Here is a 16,758-nt window from a genome sequence, read left to right on the forward strand (position 1 = left end):
CCCAGTTCTACTTCCGCACGACGGACGTGACCGGTGCCGTGGAGCTGCCGAAGGACAAGGAAATGGTCATGCCTGGCGACAACGTCGGCATCACCGTGAAGCTGATCGCGCCGATCGCGATGGAAACGGGTCTGCGTTTCGCCATCCGTGAAGGCGGCCGCACCGTCGGTTCGGGCGTCGTCGCCACGATCCTCGAGTAAGTTTTCAAGGCCACAGGGGCATAGCTCAATTGGCAGAGCGTCGGTCTCCAAAACCGAAGGTTGGGGGTTCGAGACCCTCTGCCCCTGCCACCCGCCACTGATCCCGGCGGTTGGTTTACTGGCTAGTCAAGCATCGGCCCGCGAGAGTGATCTCGGCGGGCCTTGCTGCTGATGGCTACAAGCCGTCGTAGCGTCTGAACAGCCGCCCGAGGGTGGCGCGTGAAAGTAAATTGATGGCGAATCCTCCCCAAGTCGAGACCGTGACCAGCGGCGCTGACAAGGCCAAGCTGGCTGTTGCGGTGCTGTTGCTGATCGGCGCGCTGGTGGCTTACTACGGCTTGTCCAAGCAGGGCGCGCTGGCCCAGTGGGGCGCGCTGATCGCGCTGCTGGCAGCCGGTGTGGCGACGTTCTTCACGTCTGAGCACGGCAAGGCGTTGATTGCCTATGGCCGGGACTCGGTTCGCGAAGTGAAGAAGGTGGTCTGGCCGACTCGCAAAGAGGCGGGGCAGATGACCCTCTATGTGTTTATCTTCGTCGTCATCATGGCTTTGTTTCTGTGGATGACCGACAAGACGCTGGAGTGGGTGCTGTACGACCTGATCCTGGGCTGGAAGCGCTGAGAAGGAACGAGATGAGCGAAGAGCAAAACGTCGCTGCCGCCGAGGCGCCCGCTGGCCTGCCCAAGCGCTGGTATGTCGTCCATGCCTATTCGGGCATGGAGAAGGCTGTCGAGCGCAACCTGCGTGAGCGCGTCGACCGCGCGGCCATGCAGGACAAGTTCGGCCGCATCCTCGTGCCGACCGAAGAAGTCGTCGAGCTGAAGAACGGCAAGAAGGCCGTCACCGAGCGCCGCTTCTTCCCCGGCTACGTGCTGGTCGAGATGTTCATGGACGACGAGTCCTGGCACCTGGTGAAGCACACGTCCAAGGTGACGGGTTTCGTGGGCGGCGCGAAGAACCGCCCGGCCCCGATCTCGGAAGCCGAGGTCATGAAGATCGTCAACCAGATGCAGGAAGGCGTCGAGAAGCCCCGGCCCAAGGTCGAGTGGACGGTCGGCGAGGTCGTGCGCGTCAAGGAAGGTCCCTTCACCGACTTCAACGGCTCGGTCGAGGAAGTCAACTACGACAAGTCCAAGGTGCGTGTGTCGGTCACGATCTTCGGTCGCGCCACGCCGGTGGAGCTGGACTTCGCGCAGGTCGAAAAGGTCTGACGCGCTAGAATCGCGGGCTTTGGTCGGCGCGCCCTGAGCGTCGGCCCGTGACCAGTCTGCAACGAGAGGCGGACAAGAGGAGCAAAGGTAAGGGCCTGGGTCCCAGATCCAGTCCGAGTCCGATGCGCTAGCACTCAGGTGCCCAGGCTTTGCCGCCCGGGCACTGGATTGGAGAAAACATGGCAAAGAAGATTGTCGGCTTCATCAAGCTGCAAGTCGCCGCAGGCAAGGCCAACCCCTCGCCGCCGGTCGGTCCCGCGCTGGGTCAGCGTGGCCTGAACATCATGGAATTCTGCAAGGCGTTCAACGCCCAGACTTCTGGCGCCGGCTTCGAGCCGGGCATGAAGCTGCCGGTGGTCATCACCGCGTTCGCAGACAAGAGCTTCACCTTCGTCATCAAGTCGCCCCCGGCGACCGTGCTGATCAAGAAGGCCGCGAAGATCGAGAAGGGCTCGCAGCGCCCCCACCTGGACAAGGTCGGCAAGCTGACCCGCGCCCAGTTGGAGGAGATCGCAACGATCAAGACCAAAGACCTGACGGCTGCCAGCATGGACGCTGCGGTCAAGACCATCGCCGGCTCCGCCCGCTCGATGGGCATCATCGTGGAAGGGGTCTGAACATGGCCAAGCTCACCAAGAAGCAAAAGGCGCTGGCTGGCAAGGTCGAGTCGACCAAGCTGTATGCGCTGACCGAAGCCCTGGACCTGGTCAAGAGCCTGGCTTCGGCCAAGTTCGATGAGTCCATCGACGTCGCCGTGCAACTCGGCATCGATGCCAAGAAGTCGGACCAAGTCGTTCGTGGCGCCGTCGTGCTGCCCAACGGCACCGGCAAGACCAAGCGCGTCGCCGTGTTCGCCCAAGGCGCCAAGGCTGAAGAAGCCCGCGCCGCCGGCGCCGACGTCGTCGGCATGGAAGACTTGGCCGAGCGCGTCAAGGCGGGCGACATGCCCTTCGACGTGGTCATCGCCTCGCCGGACACGATGCGTGTCGTCGGTACCCTGGGTCAGATCCTGGGCCCGCGCGGCCTGATGCCTAACCCCAAGGTTGGCACCGTGACCCCGGACGTCGCCACCGCCGTCAAGAACGCCAAGGCTGGCCAGGTCCAGTTCCGCGTCGACAAGGCTGGCATCATCCACGGCACCCTCGGCCGTCGCTCGTTCGACACCGACAAGCTGGAAGGCAACCTGCGCGCGCTGATCGAAGCTCTGAACAAGAGCAAGCCGGCGTCGAGCAAGGGCATCTACCTGCGCAAGGTCGCTGTGTCCTCGACGATGGGTGTCGGTGCCCGAGTCGAAATCGCGTCGATCAACGCCCAGGCCAACGCAGCCTGAGTCTGCCCCGGCCCGAGGGTCGGGGTAAAGAATCTGCGCGGGGCGAGTCTGGCCCCGGGCAACAAAGATTGGTGGGGCGCTGCTTCCGGTTCGCCGAAGGCGGCGCGTCATCCAAGACCGCTGGTGGAGACCCCTTAAATCGAAGTCGCCGATTCGTCGGTGATCGAGAACCAGCGCAGATGGCGGTCCCGCTGACAGGTTTTTCCTGACAGATGGTCGCTGAATCCCTGGCGCTCTCAACGGCCGCAAGGCCCGAGGGAGCAAATGTGAGGAGTAGACCTTGAGTCTCAATCGCAACGAGAAGGCAGCCGTTGTCTCCGACGTCGCAGCGCAAGCAGCGAAGTCGCAGACCCTGGCGCTGGCCGAGTACCGTGGCCTCACCGTGGAAGCCTTGAACAAGCTGCGCGTCGACGCACGTTCCAAGGGTGTCTATCTTCACGTGCTGAAGAACACCCTGGCCCGTCGCGCCGTCGCCGGCACCCCGTTCGAGGCTGCTTCGGAGAGCATGGTCGGCCCGCTGATCTACGGCTTTTCGGAAGACGCTGTCGCGGCTGCCAAAGTCATCGCTGACTTTGCCAAGACCAACGACAAGCTCGTCATCAAGGGTGGTGCCTACGGTGGCAAGGCTCTGGACGTCAATGGCGTGAAGGCTCTGGCCTCCGTCCCGTCCAAGGAAGTCCTGCTGTCGCAGATCGCCGGCCTGCTGCTGTCGCCGGTGCAACGCACCGCGGCCGTGCTGGCTGCCCTGGCTGCAAAGCGTGGTGAAGGTGCTGTGGCTGCTGAAGCCCCCGCCGAAGCCCCGGCCGCAGCCTGATCGACGAACAACGCGTTCATACGCAACCCATCTGTTTTTTAGGAATTAATCATGGCATTCGATAAAGACGCTTTCCTGACCGCCCTGGACAGCATGTCCGTTCTGGAACTGAACGACCTGGTCAAGGCAATCGAAGAGAAGTTCGGCGTGTCCGCCGCTTCGATGGCTGCTCCGGCCGCCGGTGGTGCTGGCGGCGGTGCTGCTGCTGCCGCTGAAGAGAAGACCGAATTCAACGTCGTGCTGGTCGAAGCCGGCGCGCAGAAGGTCGGAGTCATCAAGGCCGTCCGCGAAATCACCGGTCTGGGCCTCAAGGAAGCCAAGGACCTGGTCGACGGCGCTCCGAAGAACGTCAAGGAAGGCGTGTCCAAGGCTGACGGCGAAGCCGCTGTCAAGAAGCTGGTGGAAGCCGGCGCCAAGGCTGAGCTGAAGTAAAGGCTTGGGGTTGGACCTGCGAAGCAGCTCCGACCCCACTTGCTAGAAAAGGGGTTGCTTTCGGGCATCCCCTTTTTCGTCTTTACGGGTTTGTCCCCGTAGAGGACAGCTGAAAGAACCGCGCGCTGTATGATGCGCGGTTCTTTCACGTGTTCTCTGATCCGACTGCAGAGAACCAGTTTGGTCGGACTCCGGTGCAATGCCGGGGTTGTCCGCCAGCGGTTGGTAGTGGCCAACCACCAAGCTAGGCAGCCGCCCGTCTGTGGGCGCGTGAGCCAGCCAGTCGCCGACGCGGTGCGTCCCACGGCCGGGGGCGCACTCGACACGGAGTGTTTATGGCGCAAGCAACCCCCTACAGCTACACCGAGCGCAAGCGGATCCGCAAGAGCTTCGGCAAGCGCGAGAGCGTTCTCAACGTTCCCTATCTGCTCACGATGCAGAAGGACAGCTACGTGGCCTTCCTGCAGAAGGACGTGGCCCCCGCCAAGCGCAAGCCCGAAGGCTTGCAGGCGGCTTTCCTTTCGGCGTTCCCGATTGTTTCGCACAACGGTTTCGTCGAGATGAAGTTCCTCGAGTTCAACATCGCCAAGCCGCCGTTTGACACCCGTGAGTGCCAGCAGCGTGGGTTGACCTATGCAGCCGCCGTGCGTGCGCGCCTGCAGATGATCATCTATGACCGTGAATCGCCCCAGGCGAAGACGGTCAAGGAAATCAAGGAGCAAGAGGTCTACATGGGCGAAGTGCCCCTGATGACCGACTACGGCTCCTTCATCGTCAACGGTACCGAGCGCGTCATCGTGTCGCAGCTGCACCGTTCGCCGGGCGTGTTCTTCGAGCACGACAAGGGCAAGACGCACTCGTCGGGCAAGCTGCTGTTCAGCGCCCGCATCATTCCCTACCGCGGTTCCTGGCTGGACTTCGAGTTCGACCCGAAGGACATCCTGTACTTCCGCGTCGACCGCCGCCGCAAGATGCCGGTCACGATCCTGCTCAAGGCCATCGGCCTGAACCCCGAGCAGATCCTGGCTCACTTCTTCGTGTTCGACAACTTCCGCCTGATGGATGTCGGCGCGCAGCTCGAATTCGTGGCCGACCGCCTGAAGGGTGAAGTCGCCCGCTTCGACATCGTCGACAAGAGCGGCGCCGTCATCGTCGAGAAGGACAAGCGCATCACGGCCCGTCACGTGCGCCAGCTGGAGCAGTCCGGCACGCAGCACATCTCGGTGCCGGAGGACTTCCTGGTCGGCCGCGTGCTGGCCAAGAACATGATCGACGCCGACACCGGCGAGATCATTGCCCGCGCCAACGACGAGCTGACCGACGCGCTGCTGAAGAAGCTGCGCGCCGCCGGCGTCAAGGAAGTGCAGGCGCTGTTCACGAACGAGCTGGACGAAGGCGCCTATATCTCGCAGACGCTGGCGTCCGACGAGACCGAGACGCAGTTGGCCGCCCGCGTCGCCATCTACCGCATGATGCGCCCCGGCGAGCCGCCGACGGAAGACGCCGTCGAGGCCCTGTTCAACCGCCTGTTCTACAGCACCGACACCTACGATCTGAGTCGTGTCGGTCGCATGAAGTTCAACGCGCGTGTCGGCCGTGACACGCCCGAAGGCAACATGAACCTGTCCAACGAGGACATCCTTGACGTCGTCAAGATCCTCGTCGAGCTGCGCAATGGCCGCGGCGAAGTGGACGACATCGACCACCTGGGCAATCGCCGCGTGCGTTGCGTGGGCGAACTGGCCGAAAACCAGTACCGCTCGGGCCTCGCCCGCATCGAGAAGGCCGTCAAGGAACGTCTGGGCCAGGCCGAGACCGAAGCCCTGATGCCGCACGACCTGATCAACTCCAAGCCGATCTCTGCGGCGTTGAAGGAGTTCTTCGGTGCGTCGCAGCTGTCGCAGTTCATGGACCAGACCAACCCGCTGTCCGAGATCACGCACAAGCGTCGCGTCTCGGCCCTGGGCCCGGGCGGTCTGACCCGCGAGCGCGCTGGCTTCGAAGTCCGCGACGTGCACCCGACCCACTACGGCCGCGTCTGCCCGATCGAAACGCCGGAAGGCCCGAACATCGGCCTGATCAACTCGCTGGCGTTGTACGCCCAGCTGAACGAATACGGCTTCCTGGAGACGCCGTACCGCCGCGTTGTCGACGGCCACGTCACCGATCAGATCGACTACTTGTCCGCCATCGAGGAAGGCAAGTACGTCATCGCCCAGGCCAACGCCACGCTGAATGCCAGCGGCGCGCTGACCGATGAGCTGGTGTCCGCCCGTGAGAACGGCGAATCGGTGCTGACCTCGCCCGAGCGCATCCAGTACATGGACGTGGCGCCGACGCAGATCGTGTCGGTCGCGGCCTCGCTCGTGCCCTTCCTAGAGCACGATGACGCGAACCGCGCATTGATGGGCGCCAACATGCAGCGTCAGGCTGTGCCGACCCTGCGCCCCGAAAAGGCGCTGGTGGGCACGGGCGTCGAGCGCGTGGCGGCCAAGGACTCCGGCACCGTGGTGGCAGCCCGTCGTGGCGGCGTGGTCGACTACGTGGACACGAACCGCATCGTGATCCGCGTGAACGACAACGAGACCGTGGCCGGTGAGGTTGGTGTCGACATCTACAACCTGATCAAGTACCAGCGTTCCAACCAGAACACCAACATCCACCAGCGCCCCATCGTGCGCCGTGGTGACAAGGTGGCGGCCGAGGACATCATTGCCGACGGTGCCTCCACCGACATCGGTGAACTGGCCCTGGGCCAGAACATGCTGGTCGCGTTCATGCCGTGGAACGGCTACAACTTCGAAGACTCGATCCTGATCTCGGAACGCGTCATCGCCGAAGACCGCTACACCTCGATCCACATCGAGGAACTGGTGGTCAACGCGCGTGACACCAAGCTGGGTTCGGAAGAAATCACCCGCGACATCCCCAACCTGTCCGAGCAGCAACTGGGCCGCCTGGACGAGTCGGGCATCGTCTACATCGGTGCCGAAGTGAACCCGGGCGACGTGCTGGTCGGCAAGGTCACGCCGAAGGGCGAAACGACGCTGACGCCGGAAGAGAAGCTGCTGCGCGCGATCTTCGGCGAGAAGGCTTCGGACGTGAAGGACACGTCGCTGCGTGTCGACCAGGGCACCAGCGGCACCGTCATCGACGTGCAGGTCTTCACCCGTGAAGGCATCCAGCGCGACAAGCGCGCGCAGCAGATCATCGACGACGAACTGAAGCGCTACCGCCTGGACCTGAACGACCAGCTGCGCATCGTCGAGAGCGACGCATTCGACCGTATCGAGAAGCTGCTGGTCGGCCGCGTTGCCAACGGTGGCCCGCAGAAGATCGCCAAGGGCACCGTCATCACCAAGGACTACCTCGGCTCCGTCGAGAAGTTCCACTGGTTCGACGTGCGTCCGGCCGAGGAAGAGGTCGCCAACCAGCTCGAGTCCATCAAGAACGCGCTGGACCAGACCCGCCACAGCTTCGACCTGTCCTTCGAAGAGAAGCGCAAGAAGCTGACGCAGGGCGACGAGCTGCCCGCCGGCGTGCTGAAGATGGTCAAGGTCTACCTGGCCGTCAAGCGTCGCCTGCAGCCTGGCGACAAGATGGCCGGCCGTCACGGCAACAAGGGTGTGGTGTCCAAGGTCACGCCGATCGAAGACATGCCCTACATGGCCGACGGCACGCCTGCCGACATCGTGCTGAACCCGCTGGGCGTCCCGTCGCGGATGAACGTGGGCCAGGTGCTGGAAGTGCACTTGGGCTGGGCCGGCAAGGGCATCGGCCAGCGCATCGGCGACATGCTGCAGCAGCACTCCAAGGTGGCCGAGCTGCGCAAGCTGTTCGACCAGCTCTACAACCAGAGCGGCGGCAAGACCGAGAACATCGACGAGCTGTCCGACACGGAAGTGCTGGAGATGGCCGAGAACCTCGCCAAGGGCGTGCCCTTCGCGACGCCGGTGTTCGACGGTGCCAAGGAAGAAGAAATCCGCGGCATGCTGAAGTTGGCCTACCCGGACGACATCGCCGCCAAGAAGGGGCTGACCGAGACGCGCACCCAGGCCTGGCTGTGCGACGGCCGCACCGGCGAGCAGTTCGAGCGCCCGGTCACCGTCGGCTACATGCACGTGCTGAAGCTGCACCACTTGGTGGACGACAAGATGCACGCCCGTTCGACCGGCCCGTACTCGCTGGTCACGCAGCAACCGCTGGGCGGCAAGGCCCAGTTCGGCGGCCAGCGTTTCGGCGAAATGGAAGTCTGGGCGCTGGAAGCCTATGGCGCGTCGTACATCCTGCAGGAAATGCTGACGGTCAAGTCCGACGACGTGAACGGCCGCACCAAGGTGTACGAGTCCATCGTCAAGGGCGAACACGCCATCGAAGCGGGCATGCCCGAATCGTTCAATGTGCTGGTCAAGGAAATCCGCTCCTTGGGCATCGACATTGAACTGGAACGCAATTAAGGAGCAGATGCATGAAGGGACTACTCGACCTTTTCAAGCAATTCACCCCCGATGAGCATTTCGATGCCATCAAGATCGGCCTGGCTTCCCCGGAGAAGATCCGCAGCTGGTCGTTCGGCGAGGTGAAGAAGCCCGAGACCATCAACTACCGCACCTTCAAGCCCGAGCGCGACGGCCTGTTCTGCGCCAAGATCTTTGGCCCGATCAAGGACTACGAGTGCCTGTGCGGCAAGTACAAGCGCCTGAAGCACCGCGGCGTCATCTGCGAGAAGTGCGGCGTTGAAGTCACGCAGACCAAGGTTCGCCGTGACCGCATGGGTCACATCGACCTGGCGGCGCCCTGCGCGCACATCTGGTTCCTGAAGTCGCTCCCCAGCCGTCTGGGCCTCGTGCTCGACATGACGCTGCGCGACATCGAACGCGTGCTGTACTTCGAGGCGTATGTCGTCGTCGACAGCGGCATGACGCCGCTGAAGAAGTTCTCGATCATGAGCGAGGACGACTACGACGCGAAGCGCCTGGAGTACGGTGACGAGTTCATCGCGCTGATGGGTGCCGAGGGCGTCAAGAAGCTGCTGGAGGACATGGATCTCGACATCGAGATCGACAAGCTCCGCAACGACATGACCGGCTCGGAGCTCAAGGTCAAGAAGAACTCCAAGCGCCTCAAGGTCATGGAGGCCTTCAAGAAGTCCGGCATCAAGCCGAACTGGATGGTCATGGACGTGCTGCCGGTGCTGCCGCCGGACCTGCGTCCGCTGGTGCCGCTGGACGGCGGCCGCTTCGCGACCTCCGACCTGAACGACCTCTACCGTCGCGTCATCAACCGCAACAACCGCCTGGCCCGTCTGCTGGAGCTGAAGGCCCCTGAGATCATCGTGCGCAACGAAAAGCGCATGCTGCAGGAAGCCGTCGACTCGCTGCTGGACAACGGCCGCCGCGGCAAGGCGATGACCGGCGCGAACAAGCGTGCCCTCAAGTCGCTGGCCGACATGATCAAGGGCAAGAGCGGTCGCTTCCGTCAGAACTTGCTGGGCAAGCGCGTCGACTACTCGGGTCGTTCCGTCATTACCGTGGGCCCGACGCTCAAGCTGCACCAGTGCGGCCTGCCCAAGCTGATGGCGCTGGAGCTCTTCAAGCCCTTCATCTTCAGCCGTCTCGAAGCCATGGGCATCGCGACGACGATCAAGGCTGCGAAGAAGGAAGTCGAATCCGGCACGCCGGTGGTCTGGGACATCCTGGAAGAAGTCATCAAGGAGCACCCGGTTCTGCTGAACCGCGCCCCGACGCTGCACCGCCTGGGCATCCAGGCCTTCGAGCCCGTGCTGATCGAAGGCAAGGCCATCCAGCTGCACCCGCTCGTCTGCTCGGCCTTCAACGCCGACTTCGACGGTGACCAGATGGCCGTCCACGTGCCGCTGTCGATCGAAGCGCAGATGGAAGCCCGCACGCTGATGCTGGCCTCCAACAACGTGCTGTTCCCCGCGTCCGGCGAGCCGTCCATCGTCCCGTCGCAAGACGTGGTGCTGGGCCTGTACTACGCCACCCGCGAGCGCACCAACGGCAAGGGCGAAGGCCTGATCTTCTCGGACATCCCCGAGATCATCCGCGCGCTGGAAAACGGCGCCGTGGAAATCACCGCCAAGATCAGCGTGCGCCTGACCGAGTGGACCAAGAACAAGGAAACGGGCGAATTCGAGCCCGAGACCAAGCTCGTGGACACCACCGTCGGCCGTGCCCTGCTGTCCGAGATCCTGCCCAAGGGCCTGCCGTTCTCGAACATCAACAAGGCGCTGAAGAAGAAGGAAATCTCGCGTCTCATCAACACGAGCTTCCGCAAGTGCGGCCTGAAGGAAACCGTCGTGCTGGCCGACAAGCTGCTGCAAAGCGGTTTCAAGCTGGCCACGCGCGCCGGCATCTCAATCGCCATCGATGACATGCTGGTGCCCGCTCAGAAGCACACGCTGATCGAGCGCGCCGAGAGCGAGGTCAAGGAGATCGAGCAGCAGTATGTCTCGGGTCTCGTGACCGCTGGTGAGCGCTACAACAAGGTGGTGGACATCTGGGGCAAGGCCGGTGACGAAATCGGCAAGAAGATGATGGAGCACCTGAAGGTCGAGAAGACGACCGATCGCCACGGCAAGACCGTCGATCAGGAGTCGTTCAACTCGATCTACATGATGGCCGACTCGGGCGCGCGGGGTTCCGCCGCCCAGATCCGCCAGCTGGCCGGCATGCGCGGCCTGATGGCCAAGCCGGACGGCTCCATCATCGAGACGCCCATCACGGCGAACTTCCGTGAAGGCCTGAACGTTCTGCAGTACTTCATCTCCACCCACGGTGCTCGTAAGGGCCTGGCGGACACGGCGCTGAAGACCGCGAACTCCGGCTACCTGACGCGGCGTCTGGTCGACGTGACGCAGGACTTGGTCGTGACCGAAGTCGATTGCGGCACCGACAACGGCATGGCGATGCGCGCCCTGGTCGAAGGCGGTGAAGTCATCGAATCGCTGCGCGACCGCGTCCTCGGCCGCGTGACCGCCATCGACGTCGTCCACCCCGAGACCCAGGCCCCGCTGCTCGGCGCCGGCAAGATGCTGGACGAAGACACGCTCGACGTGCTGGAACAGGCCGGCGTGGACGAGATCAAGGTCCGCACGCCGCTGACCTGCGGCACGCGCTTCGGCCTGTGCGCCAAGTGCTACGGCCGCGATCTGGGCCGTGGCGGCCTGGTCAACACCGGTGAAGCTGTGGGCGTTATCGCCGCGCAGTCCATCGGTGAACCGGGCACGCAGCTGACGATGCGGACCTTCCACATCGGCGGTGCCGCGTCGCGCGCTGCCGTCGCCTCGAGCGTCGAAGCCAAGTCGGACGGCATCATCGGCTTCAACGCCACGATGCGTTACGTCACGAACGGCAAGGGCGAACTGGTGGTGATTTCCCGCTCCGGCGAAATCGTCATCTCCGACCCGCACGGCCGTGAGCGCGAGCGTCACAAGGTGCCGTACGGCGCGATCCTGAACATCAAGGCCAGCCAGGTCATCAAGGCCGGCCTGGTGCTCGCGAACTGGGACCCGCTGACCCGCCCGATCATCACGGAATTCGCCGGTCAGGCGAAGTTCGAGAACGTCGAGGAAGGCGTGACCGTCGCCAAGCAGGTGGACGAGGTGACCGGCCTGTCGACGCTGGTGGTTATCGACCCGAAGCGCCGCGGCGCCGCCAAGATCGTCCGCCCGCAGGTCAAGCTGCTGGACGCGCAAGGCCACGAGGTCAAGATCCCCGGTACCGACCACTCGGTGGCCATCGGCTTCCAGGTCGGCTCGCTGGTCCAGATCCGCGACGGCCAGGAACTGCTGCCCGGTGAAGTGCTCGCCCGTATCCCGGTCGAAGGCCAGAAGACCCGTGACATTACCGGCGGTCTGCCGCGTGTGGCCGAGCTCTTCGAAGCCCGCTCGCCCAAGGACGTCGGCGTGCTGGCCGAGCAGACCGGCACGGTGTCGTTCGGCAAGGAGACCAAGGGCAAGATCCGCCTGCAGATCACCGATCCAGACGGCAAGGCCCACGAGGAACTGGTGCCCAAGGAAAAGAACATCCTGGTGCACGAAGGCCAGGTGGTCAACCGCGGCGAACTGATCGTCGACGGCGCGGCAGACCCGCAGGACATCCTGCGCCTGTTGGGCATCGAGGAACTGGCGCGCTACATCGTCGACGAAGTGCAGGACGTGTACCGACTCCAGGGCGTGAAGATCAACGACAAGCACATCGAGGTGATCGTTCGCCAGATGCTGCGCCGCGTGGTCATCACCAACCCGGGCGACACGCACTACATCCTGAACGAGCAGGTCGAGCGTTCGGAGCTGCTGGACACCAACGACCGCATGCGCAAGGAAGGCAAGCTGATTGCCACCCATGCCGACGTGCTGCTGGGCATCACCAAGGCCTCGCTGTCGACGGACTCCTTCATCTCGGCCGCTTCCTTCCAGGAAACGACCCGCGTGCTCACCGAGGCTGCCATCATGGGCAAGCGCGACGAGCTGCGCGGCCTGAAGGAAAACGTCATCGTGGGTCGCCTGATCCCGGCCGGTACCGGCATGGCCTTCCACGACGCGCGCCGCGCCAAGGAAGCCATGGACGACGCCGAGCGCCGTGCTATCGCCCTGCAGGAAGCCGAGGAACTGGCTGCCGCGCAGATGGCGGATGTCGACGCGGGTTCGGACGCTGCTGAGTAATCAGCGCCACCTGACCATGAAAGCCGCCCTGGTTCGCTAGGGCGGCTTTTTTCATGGTGTGAGCGTCCAGGCCTCGGGCTTGACGATCAGCAGGCCGCGCGGCCTGGCGCGCTTGGCCAGGGCCAGCAGGGCCTTGTCACGCGACACGAGCCAGCGCGCTTCGCCAGCCAGCGCGAGGTCGATGAACTTCTGGTCGTCAGGGTCGCGGCACACGAGCCGGCCGGCCAGCGGCTGTGCCGGGGCGGCGTCGACCGGCAGCGAATGCGCATCGAGCCGCGCCTCGATGAGCCCCAGGTCCGGCGCATAGCTCGCAGCGACGCCCCTGCCCAGCACATGGCGGATCTCGTCACGCATTGCCGTGGCGACCAGCCAGCGCAGCCCACCCGACATGAGCGCCGCGGCCAGGGCTTGCACCCGGGCGTCGTTGAACACCAGCCAGTCCATGACGACCTGGGTGTCGACGACGATGGTGGGGCGGCTGTCTGACGCTGCCGGCAGGGCGCAGTGGGGTGTGGGCATCGGCGCAGCTTACCCGCCTCCCTTGTGCCAAGAAGCCTTGCGGTCTACAATCGTCGGCTCTTCGCCTTTTGGCGCGCTGCTTTGCTGCGCGCTCGAAACGTGAGGTTCACTGACTTCAAACGGGAACAAGTCGTTTTATGCCAACCATCAATCAACTCGTGCGCCAAGGCCGTGAAGCCGAAGTCACGAAGTCCAAGTCGCCTGCGATGCAGAACTGCCCGCAGCGCCGCGGTGTCTGCACCCGCGTCTACACCACCACGCCCAAGAAGCCGAACTCGGCTCTGCGTAAGGTCGCCAAGGTGCGTCTGACCAACGGTTTCGAGGTCATCTCGTACATCGGCGGTGAAGGCCACAACCTGCAAGAACACAGCGTCGTGCTCGTGCGCGGCGGTCGCGTGAAGGACCTGCCCGGTGTGCGTTACCACATCGTCCGCGGCTCCCTCGACCTGCAAGGCGTCAAGGATCGCAAGCAGTCGCGCTCCAAGTACGGCGCGAAGCGTCCGAAGAAGTAAATCGTTTGTTCGGTTCAGTCGCCACTGACTGATCCAACGTTGTTGCGGCTCGCTGAAATATCGCAGCGGCCGAGTAAGTGGATGACCCCAGATGTCGGTGGTTGTCCAGCGGAGTGAGGCAACAAGCCCCTCCAACTGAAGAAAAAGGAAGAGTGCCATGCCACGTCGTCGCGAAGTACCCAAGCGCGAGATCCTGCCGGACCCCAAGTTCGGTTCCGTCGATCTGTCCAAGTTCATGAACGTCATCATGGAATCGGGCAAGAAGGCCGTCGCTGAGCGCATCATTTACGGTGCCCTGGAGCAGGTCGAGAAGAAGATCGGCAAGGACCCGCTGGAAGTGTTCATGGTCGCCCTGAACAACGTGAAGCCCATGGTTGAAGTGAAGTCCCGCCGTGTCGGCGGTGCGAACTACCAAGTTCCCGTGGAAGTTCGCCCCGTCCGCCGGATGGCCCTCGCCATGCGCTGGTTGAAGGAATCCGCTCGCAAGCGCGGTGAGAAGTCGATGGCCCAACGCCTGGCCAATGAACTGCTGGAGGCCGCTGAAGGCCGTGGTGGCGCGATGAAGAAGCGCGACGAAGTCCACCGCATGGCAGAAGCCAACAAGGCCTTCTCGCACTTCCGCTTCTAAACCACCGTTTTTCGGCCGCCTCGGGTTTCTACCAACCCGCTGGCGGCTCCTGTCTTCTGGAGCAAACCATGGCCCGCAAAACCCCCATCGAGCGCTACCGCAACATCGGTATCTCTGCGCACATCGATGCCGGCAAGACCACCACGACCGAGCGCATCCTTTACTACACCGGTGTGAACCACAAGATCGGTGAAGTTCACGATGGCGCCGCCACGATGGACTGGATGGAGCAGGAGCAAGAGCGCGGCATCACGATTACGTCGGCCGCGACGACTTGCTTCTGGAAGGGCATGGACCTCGCCCGTCCAGAACACCGCATCAACATCATCGACACGCCCGGACACGTCGACTTCACGATTGAAGTCGAGCGTTCGATGCGCGTGCTGGACGGCGCCTGCATGGTCTATTGCGCCGTCGGTGGCGTGCAGCCCCAGTCGGAAACCGTCTGGCGCCAGGCCAACAAGTACAAGGTGCCACGCCTCGCGTTCGTCAACAAGATGGACCGCACCGGCGCGAACTTCTTCAAGGTCTATGACCAGATGAAGCTGCGCCTCAAGGCCAACCCCGTGCCCGTCGTGATCCCCATCGGCGCCGAAGAGAACTTCACCGGCGTGATCGACCTCATCAAGATGAAGGCGATCATTTGGGACGACGCCTCGCAAGGCATGAAGTTCACGTACGAGGACATCCCTGCCGACCTGCAGGCTGACGCCGTCAAATGGCGTGAGAACCTCATCGAAGCCGCCGCTGAGTCCAGCGAAGAGCTGATGAACAAGTACCTCGAGTCGGGCGACCTGAGCGAAGAGGAAGTCGTCGTGGCCATCCGCAAGCGCACCATCGCTGCGGAAATTCAGCCGATGTTCTGCGGCACTGCCTTCAAGAACAAGGGCGTGCAGCGCATGCTGGACGGCGTCATCGACTTCATGCCGTCGCCCATCGACGTGCCGCCGGTGCCGGGCACCGACGAAGACGACCAGCCCGTGGTTCGCAAGGCCGACGACAACGAGAAGTTCGCCGCGCTGGCCTTCAAGCTGATGACCGACCCCTACGTCGGCCAGCTGACCTTCGTGCGCGTCTACTCGGGCGTGCTGCAGTCGGGCGCCAGCGTCTACAACCCGATCCGCGGCAAGAAAGAGCGCATCGGCCGGATCCTGCAGATGCACGCCAACCAGCGTGAAGAAATCTCGGAAATTCTGGCCGGCGACATCGCCGCCTGCGTGGGCCTGAAGGACGTCACCACGGGCGAAACCCTGTGCGACCCCGAAGCCATCATCACGCTGGAAAAGATGGTCTTCCCTGAGCCCGTGATCTCGCAGGCCGTCGAGCCCAAGACCAAGGCCGACCAGGAAAAGATGGGCATCGCCCTGGGCCGTCTGGCCAAGGAAGACCCGTCCTTCCGTCTGCGCACCGACGAAGAGTCGGGCCAGACCATCATTTCCGGCATGGGCGAGCTGCACCTGGAAATCATCGTCGACCGCATGAAGCGCGAGTTCGGCGTGGAAGCCAACGTCGGCAAGCCGCAGGTGGCCTACCGCGAAACCATCCGCAAGTCGGTCTCCGACGTGGAAGGCAAGTTCGTTCGCCAGTCCGGCGGCAAGGGCCAGTACGGCCATGTCGTGCTGACCGTCGAGCCGCAAGAAGCTGGCAAGGGCTTCGAGTTCGTCGACGCCATCAAGGGCGGCGTGGTTCCTCGCGAGTACATCCCTGCGGTCGAGAAGGGCATCATCGATTCCCTGCCGAACGGCGTGCTGGCCGGCTTCCCGGTGGTCGACGTCAAGGTCACGCTGACTTTCGGTTCCTACCACGACGTGGACTCGAACGAAAACGCGTTCAAGATGGCTGCTTCGCTGGGCTTCAAGGAAGGCTGCCGCAAGGCCTCGCCGGTGATCCTGGAGCCGATGATGGCCGTGGAAGTCGAGACGCCTGAAGACTACGCCGGCAACGTCATGGGCGACCTGTCCAGCCGTCGCGGCATGGTCCAGGGCATGGACGACATGGTCGGTGGCGGCAAGGTCATCAAGGCCGAAGTCCCGCTGTCGGAAATGTTCGGCTACTCGACGACGCTGCGCTCGATGTCGCAAGGCCGTGCCACGTACACGATGGAGTTCAAGCACTACAGCGAAGCTCCGAAGAACGTGGCCGACGCCATCATCACGGCGCGCGGCAAGGCCTGATCGGCCTTTCCTGAACTGAATTCGTCTTCGCAGCGGCCCGCCCGCTTCGCCAGTCGGCGGGAATCACGGGCTCTGCGGAAACGCTAAACCAACAGACTGGCGAACGCTCTTTTCTGGAGATTTGAAATGGCAAAAGGCAAGTTTGAACGGACCAAGCCGCACGTGAACGTGGGCACGATTGGTCACGTGGACCATGGCAAGACGACGCTGACGGCTGCAATCGCAACCGTGCTGTCGAAGAAGTTCGGTGGCG

Annotated in this window: 14 protein-coding genes and 1 tRNA gene; 14 read left to right on the plus strand and 1 reads right to left on the minus strand. The window is 63.4% G+C overall.

All coding sequences use genetic code 11. The features are described from left to right. The 10 genes from ACG0Z3_RS22615 to rpoC all read left to right on the plus strand — a co-directional run. The coding region (locus tag ACG0Z3_RS22615) for an EF-Tu C-terminal domain-related protein (protein WP_474101694.1) at nucleotides 1-200 on the plus strand (200 nt) is incomplete at its 5' end. A gap of 14 nt (nucleotides 201-214) precedes the next feature. Continuing rightward, nucleotides 215-290, plus strand: a tRNA-Trp gene (locus tag ACG0Z3_RS22620). 143 nt (nucleotides 291-433) lie between these two features. Further along, a complete protein-coding gene (gene secE / locus ACG0Z3_RS22625; RefSeq protein WP_394402163.1) occupies nucleotides 434-820 on the plus strand; it encodes a preprotein translocase subunit SecE in 387 nt (128 codons plus the stop codon). An 11-nt stretch (nucleotides 821-831) separates the two neighbouring features. After that, nucleotides 832-1,410 carry a transcription termination/antitermination protein NusG gene (gene nusG, locus ACG0Z3_RS22630; protein WP_394402166.1) on the plus strand — a complete coding sequence of 193 codons (579 nt, stop codon included), beginning with the start codon at nucleotides 832-834 and terminating at the stop codon, nucleotides 1,408-1,410. Between the two features lie 179 nt (nucleotides 1,411-1,589). Next, a complete protein-coding gene (gene rplK / locus ACG0Z3_RS22635) occupies nucleotides 1,590-2,027 on the plus strand; it encodes a 50S ribosomal protein L11 (protein WP_056265790.1) in 438 nt (145 codons plus the stop codon). 2 nt (nucleotides 2,028-2,029) lie between these two features. Next, entirely contained in the window at nucleotides 2,030-2,740 is a 711-nt protein-coding gene (gene rplA / locus ACG0Z3_RS22640; protein ID WP_394402171.1) for a 50S ribosomal protein L1, read from the plus strand. A 280-nt stretch (nucleotides 2,741-3,020) separates the two neighbouring features. Then, on the plus strand, nucleotides 3,021-3,554 hold the full coding sequence (gene rplJ, locus ACG0Z3_RS22645) for a 50S ribosomal protein L10 (protein WP_394402174.1): 534 nt from the start codon (nucleotides 3,021-3,023) through the stop codon (nucleotides 3,552-3,554). Between the two features lie 51 nt (nucleotides 3,555-3,605). Then, on the plus strand, nucleotides 3,606-3,986 hold the full coding sequence (gene rplL, locus ACG0Z3_RS22650) for a 50S ribosomal protein L7/L12 (RefSeq protein ID WP_394402178.1): 381 nt from the start codon (nucleotides 3,606-3,608) through the stop codon (nucleotides 3,984-3,986). Between the two features lie 335 nt (nucleotides 3,987-4,321). Beyond that, nucleotides 4,322-8,443 (plus strand): DNA-directed RNA polymerase subunit beta, encoded by a 4,122-nt coding sequence (rpoB, locus tag ACG0Z3_RS22655; RefSeq protein ID WP_394402181.1) that lies wholly within the window; start codon nucleotides 4,322-4,324, stop codon nucleotides 8,441-8,443. Nucleotides 8,444-8,454: 11 nt separating this feature from the next. Continuing rightward, the gene (rpoC, locus tag ACG0Z3_RS22660) at nucleotides 8,455-12,672 is read left to right on the plus strand and encodes a DNA-directed RNA polymerase subunit beta' (RefSeq protein ID WP_394402184.1); all 4,218 of its coding nucleotides are present in this window, start codon (nucleotides 8,455-8,457) and stop codon (nucleotides 12,670-12,672) included. Nucleotides 12,673-12,723: 51 nt separating this feature from the next. On the opposite strand, the gene ACG0Z3_RS22665 is transcribed toward rpoC, so the two are convergent. Continuing rightward, nucleotides 12,724-13,191, minus strand: coding sequence for a PIN domain-containing protein (locus ACG0Z3_RS22665; protein ID WP_394402188.1), 468 nt, complete (start codon nucleotides 13,189-13,191; stop codon nucleotides 12,724-12,726). A 137-nt stretch (nucleotides 13,192-13,328) separates the two neighbouring features. Between ACG0Z3_RS22665 and rpsL the strand changes: the two genes are divergently transcribed. The 4 genes from rpsL to ACG0Z3_RS22685 form a co-directional block, all read left to right on the plus strand. After that, nucleotides 13,329-13,703, plus strand: coding sequence for a 30S ribosomal protein S12 (gene rpsL / locus ACG0Z3_RS22670; protein WP_199596310.1), 375 nt, complete (start codon nucleotides 13,329-13,331; stop codon nucleotides 13,701-13,703). A 157-nt stretch (nucleotides 13,704-13,860) separates the two neighbouring features. Beyond that, the gene (gene rpsG, locus ACG0Z3_RS22675) at nucleotides 13,861-14,331 is read left to right on the plus strand and encodes a 30S ribosomal protein S7 (protein ID WP_056194782.1); all 471 of its coding nucleotides are present in this window, start codon (nucleotides 13,861-13,863) and stop codon (nucleotides 14,329-14,331) included. Between the two features lie 68 nt (nucleotides 14,332-14,399). Further along, nucleotides 14,400-16,505 (plus strand): elongation factor G, encoded by a 2,106-nt coding sequence (fusA, locus tag ACG0Z3_RS22680; protein ID WP_394402193.1) that lies wholly within the window; start codon nucleotides 14,400-14,402, stop codon nucleotides 16,503-16,505. 126 nt (nucleotides 16,506-16,631) lie between these two features. Further along, nucleotides 16,632-16,758: GTP-binding protein (locus tag ACG0Z3_RS22685; protein WP_229427325.1), on the plus strand; the 127-nt coding region annotated here is incomplete at its 3' end.

Source organism: Pelomonas margarita, from assembly GCF_043555875.1.
Lineage (GTDB): Bacteria > Pseudomonadota > Gammaproteobacteria > Burkholderiales > Burkholderiaceae_C > Pelomonas > Pelomonas margarita.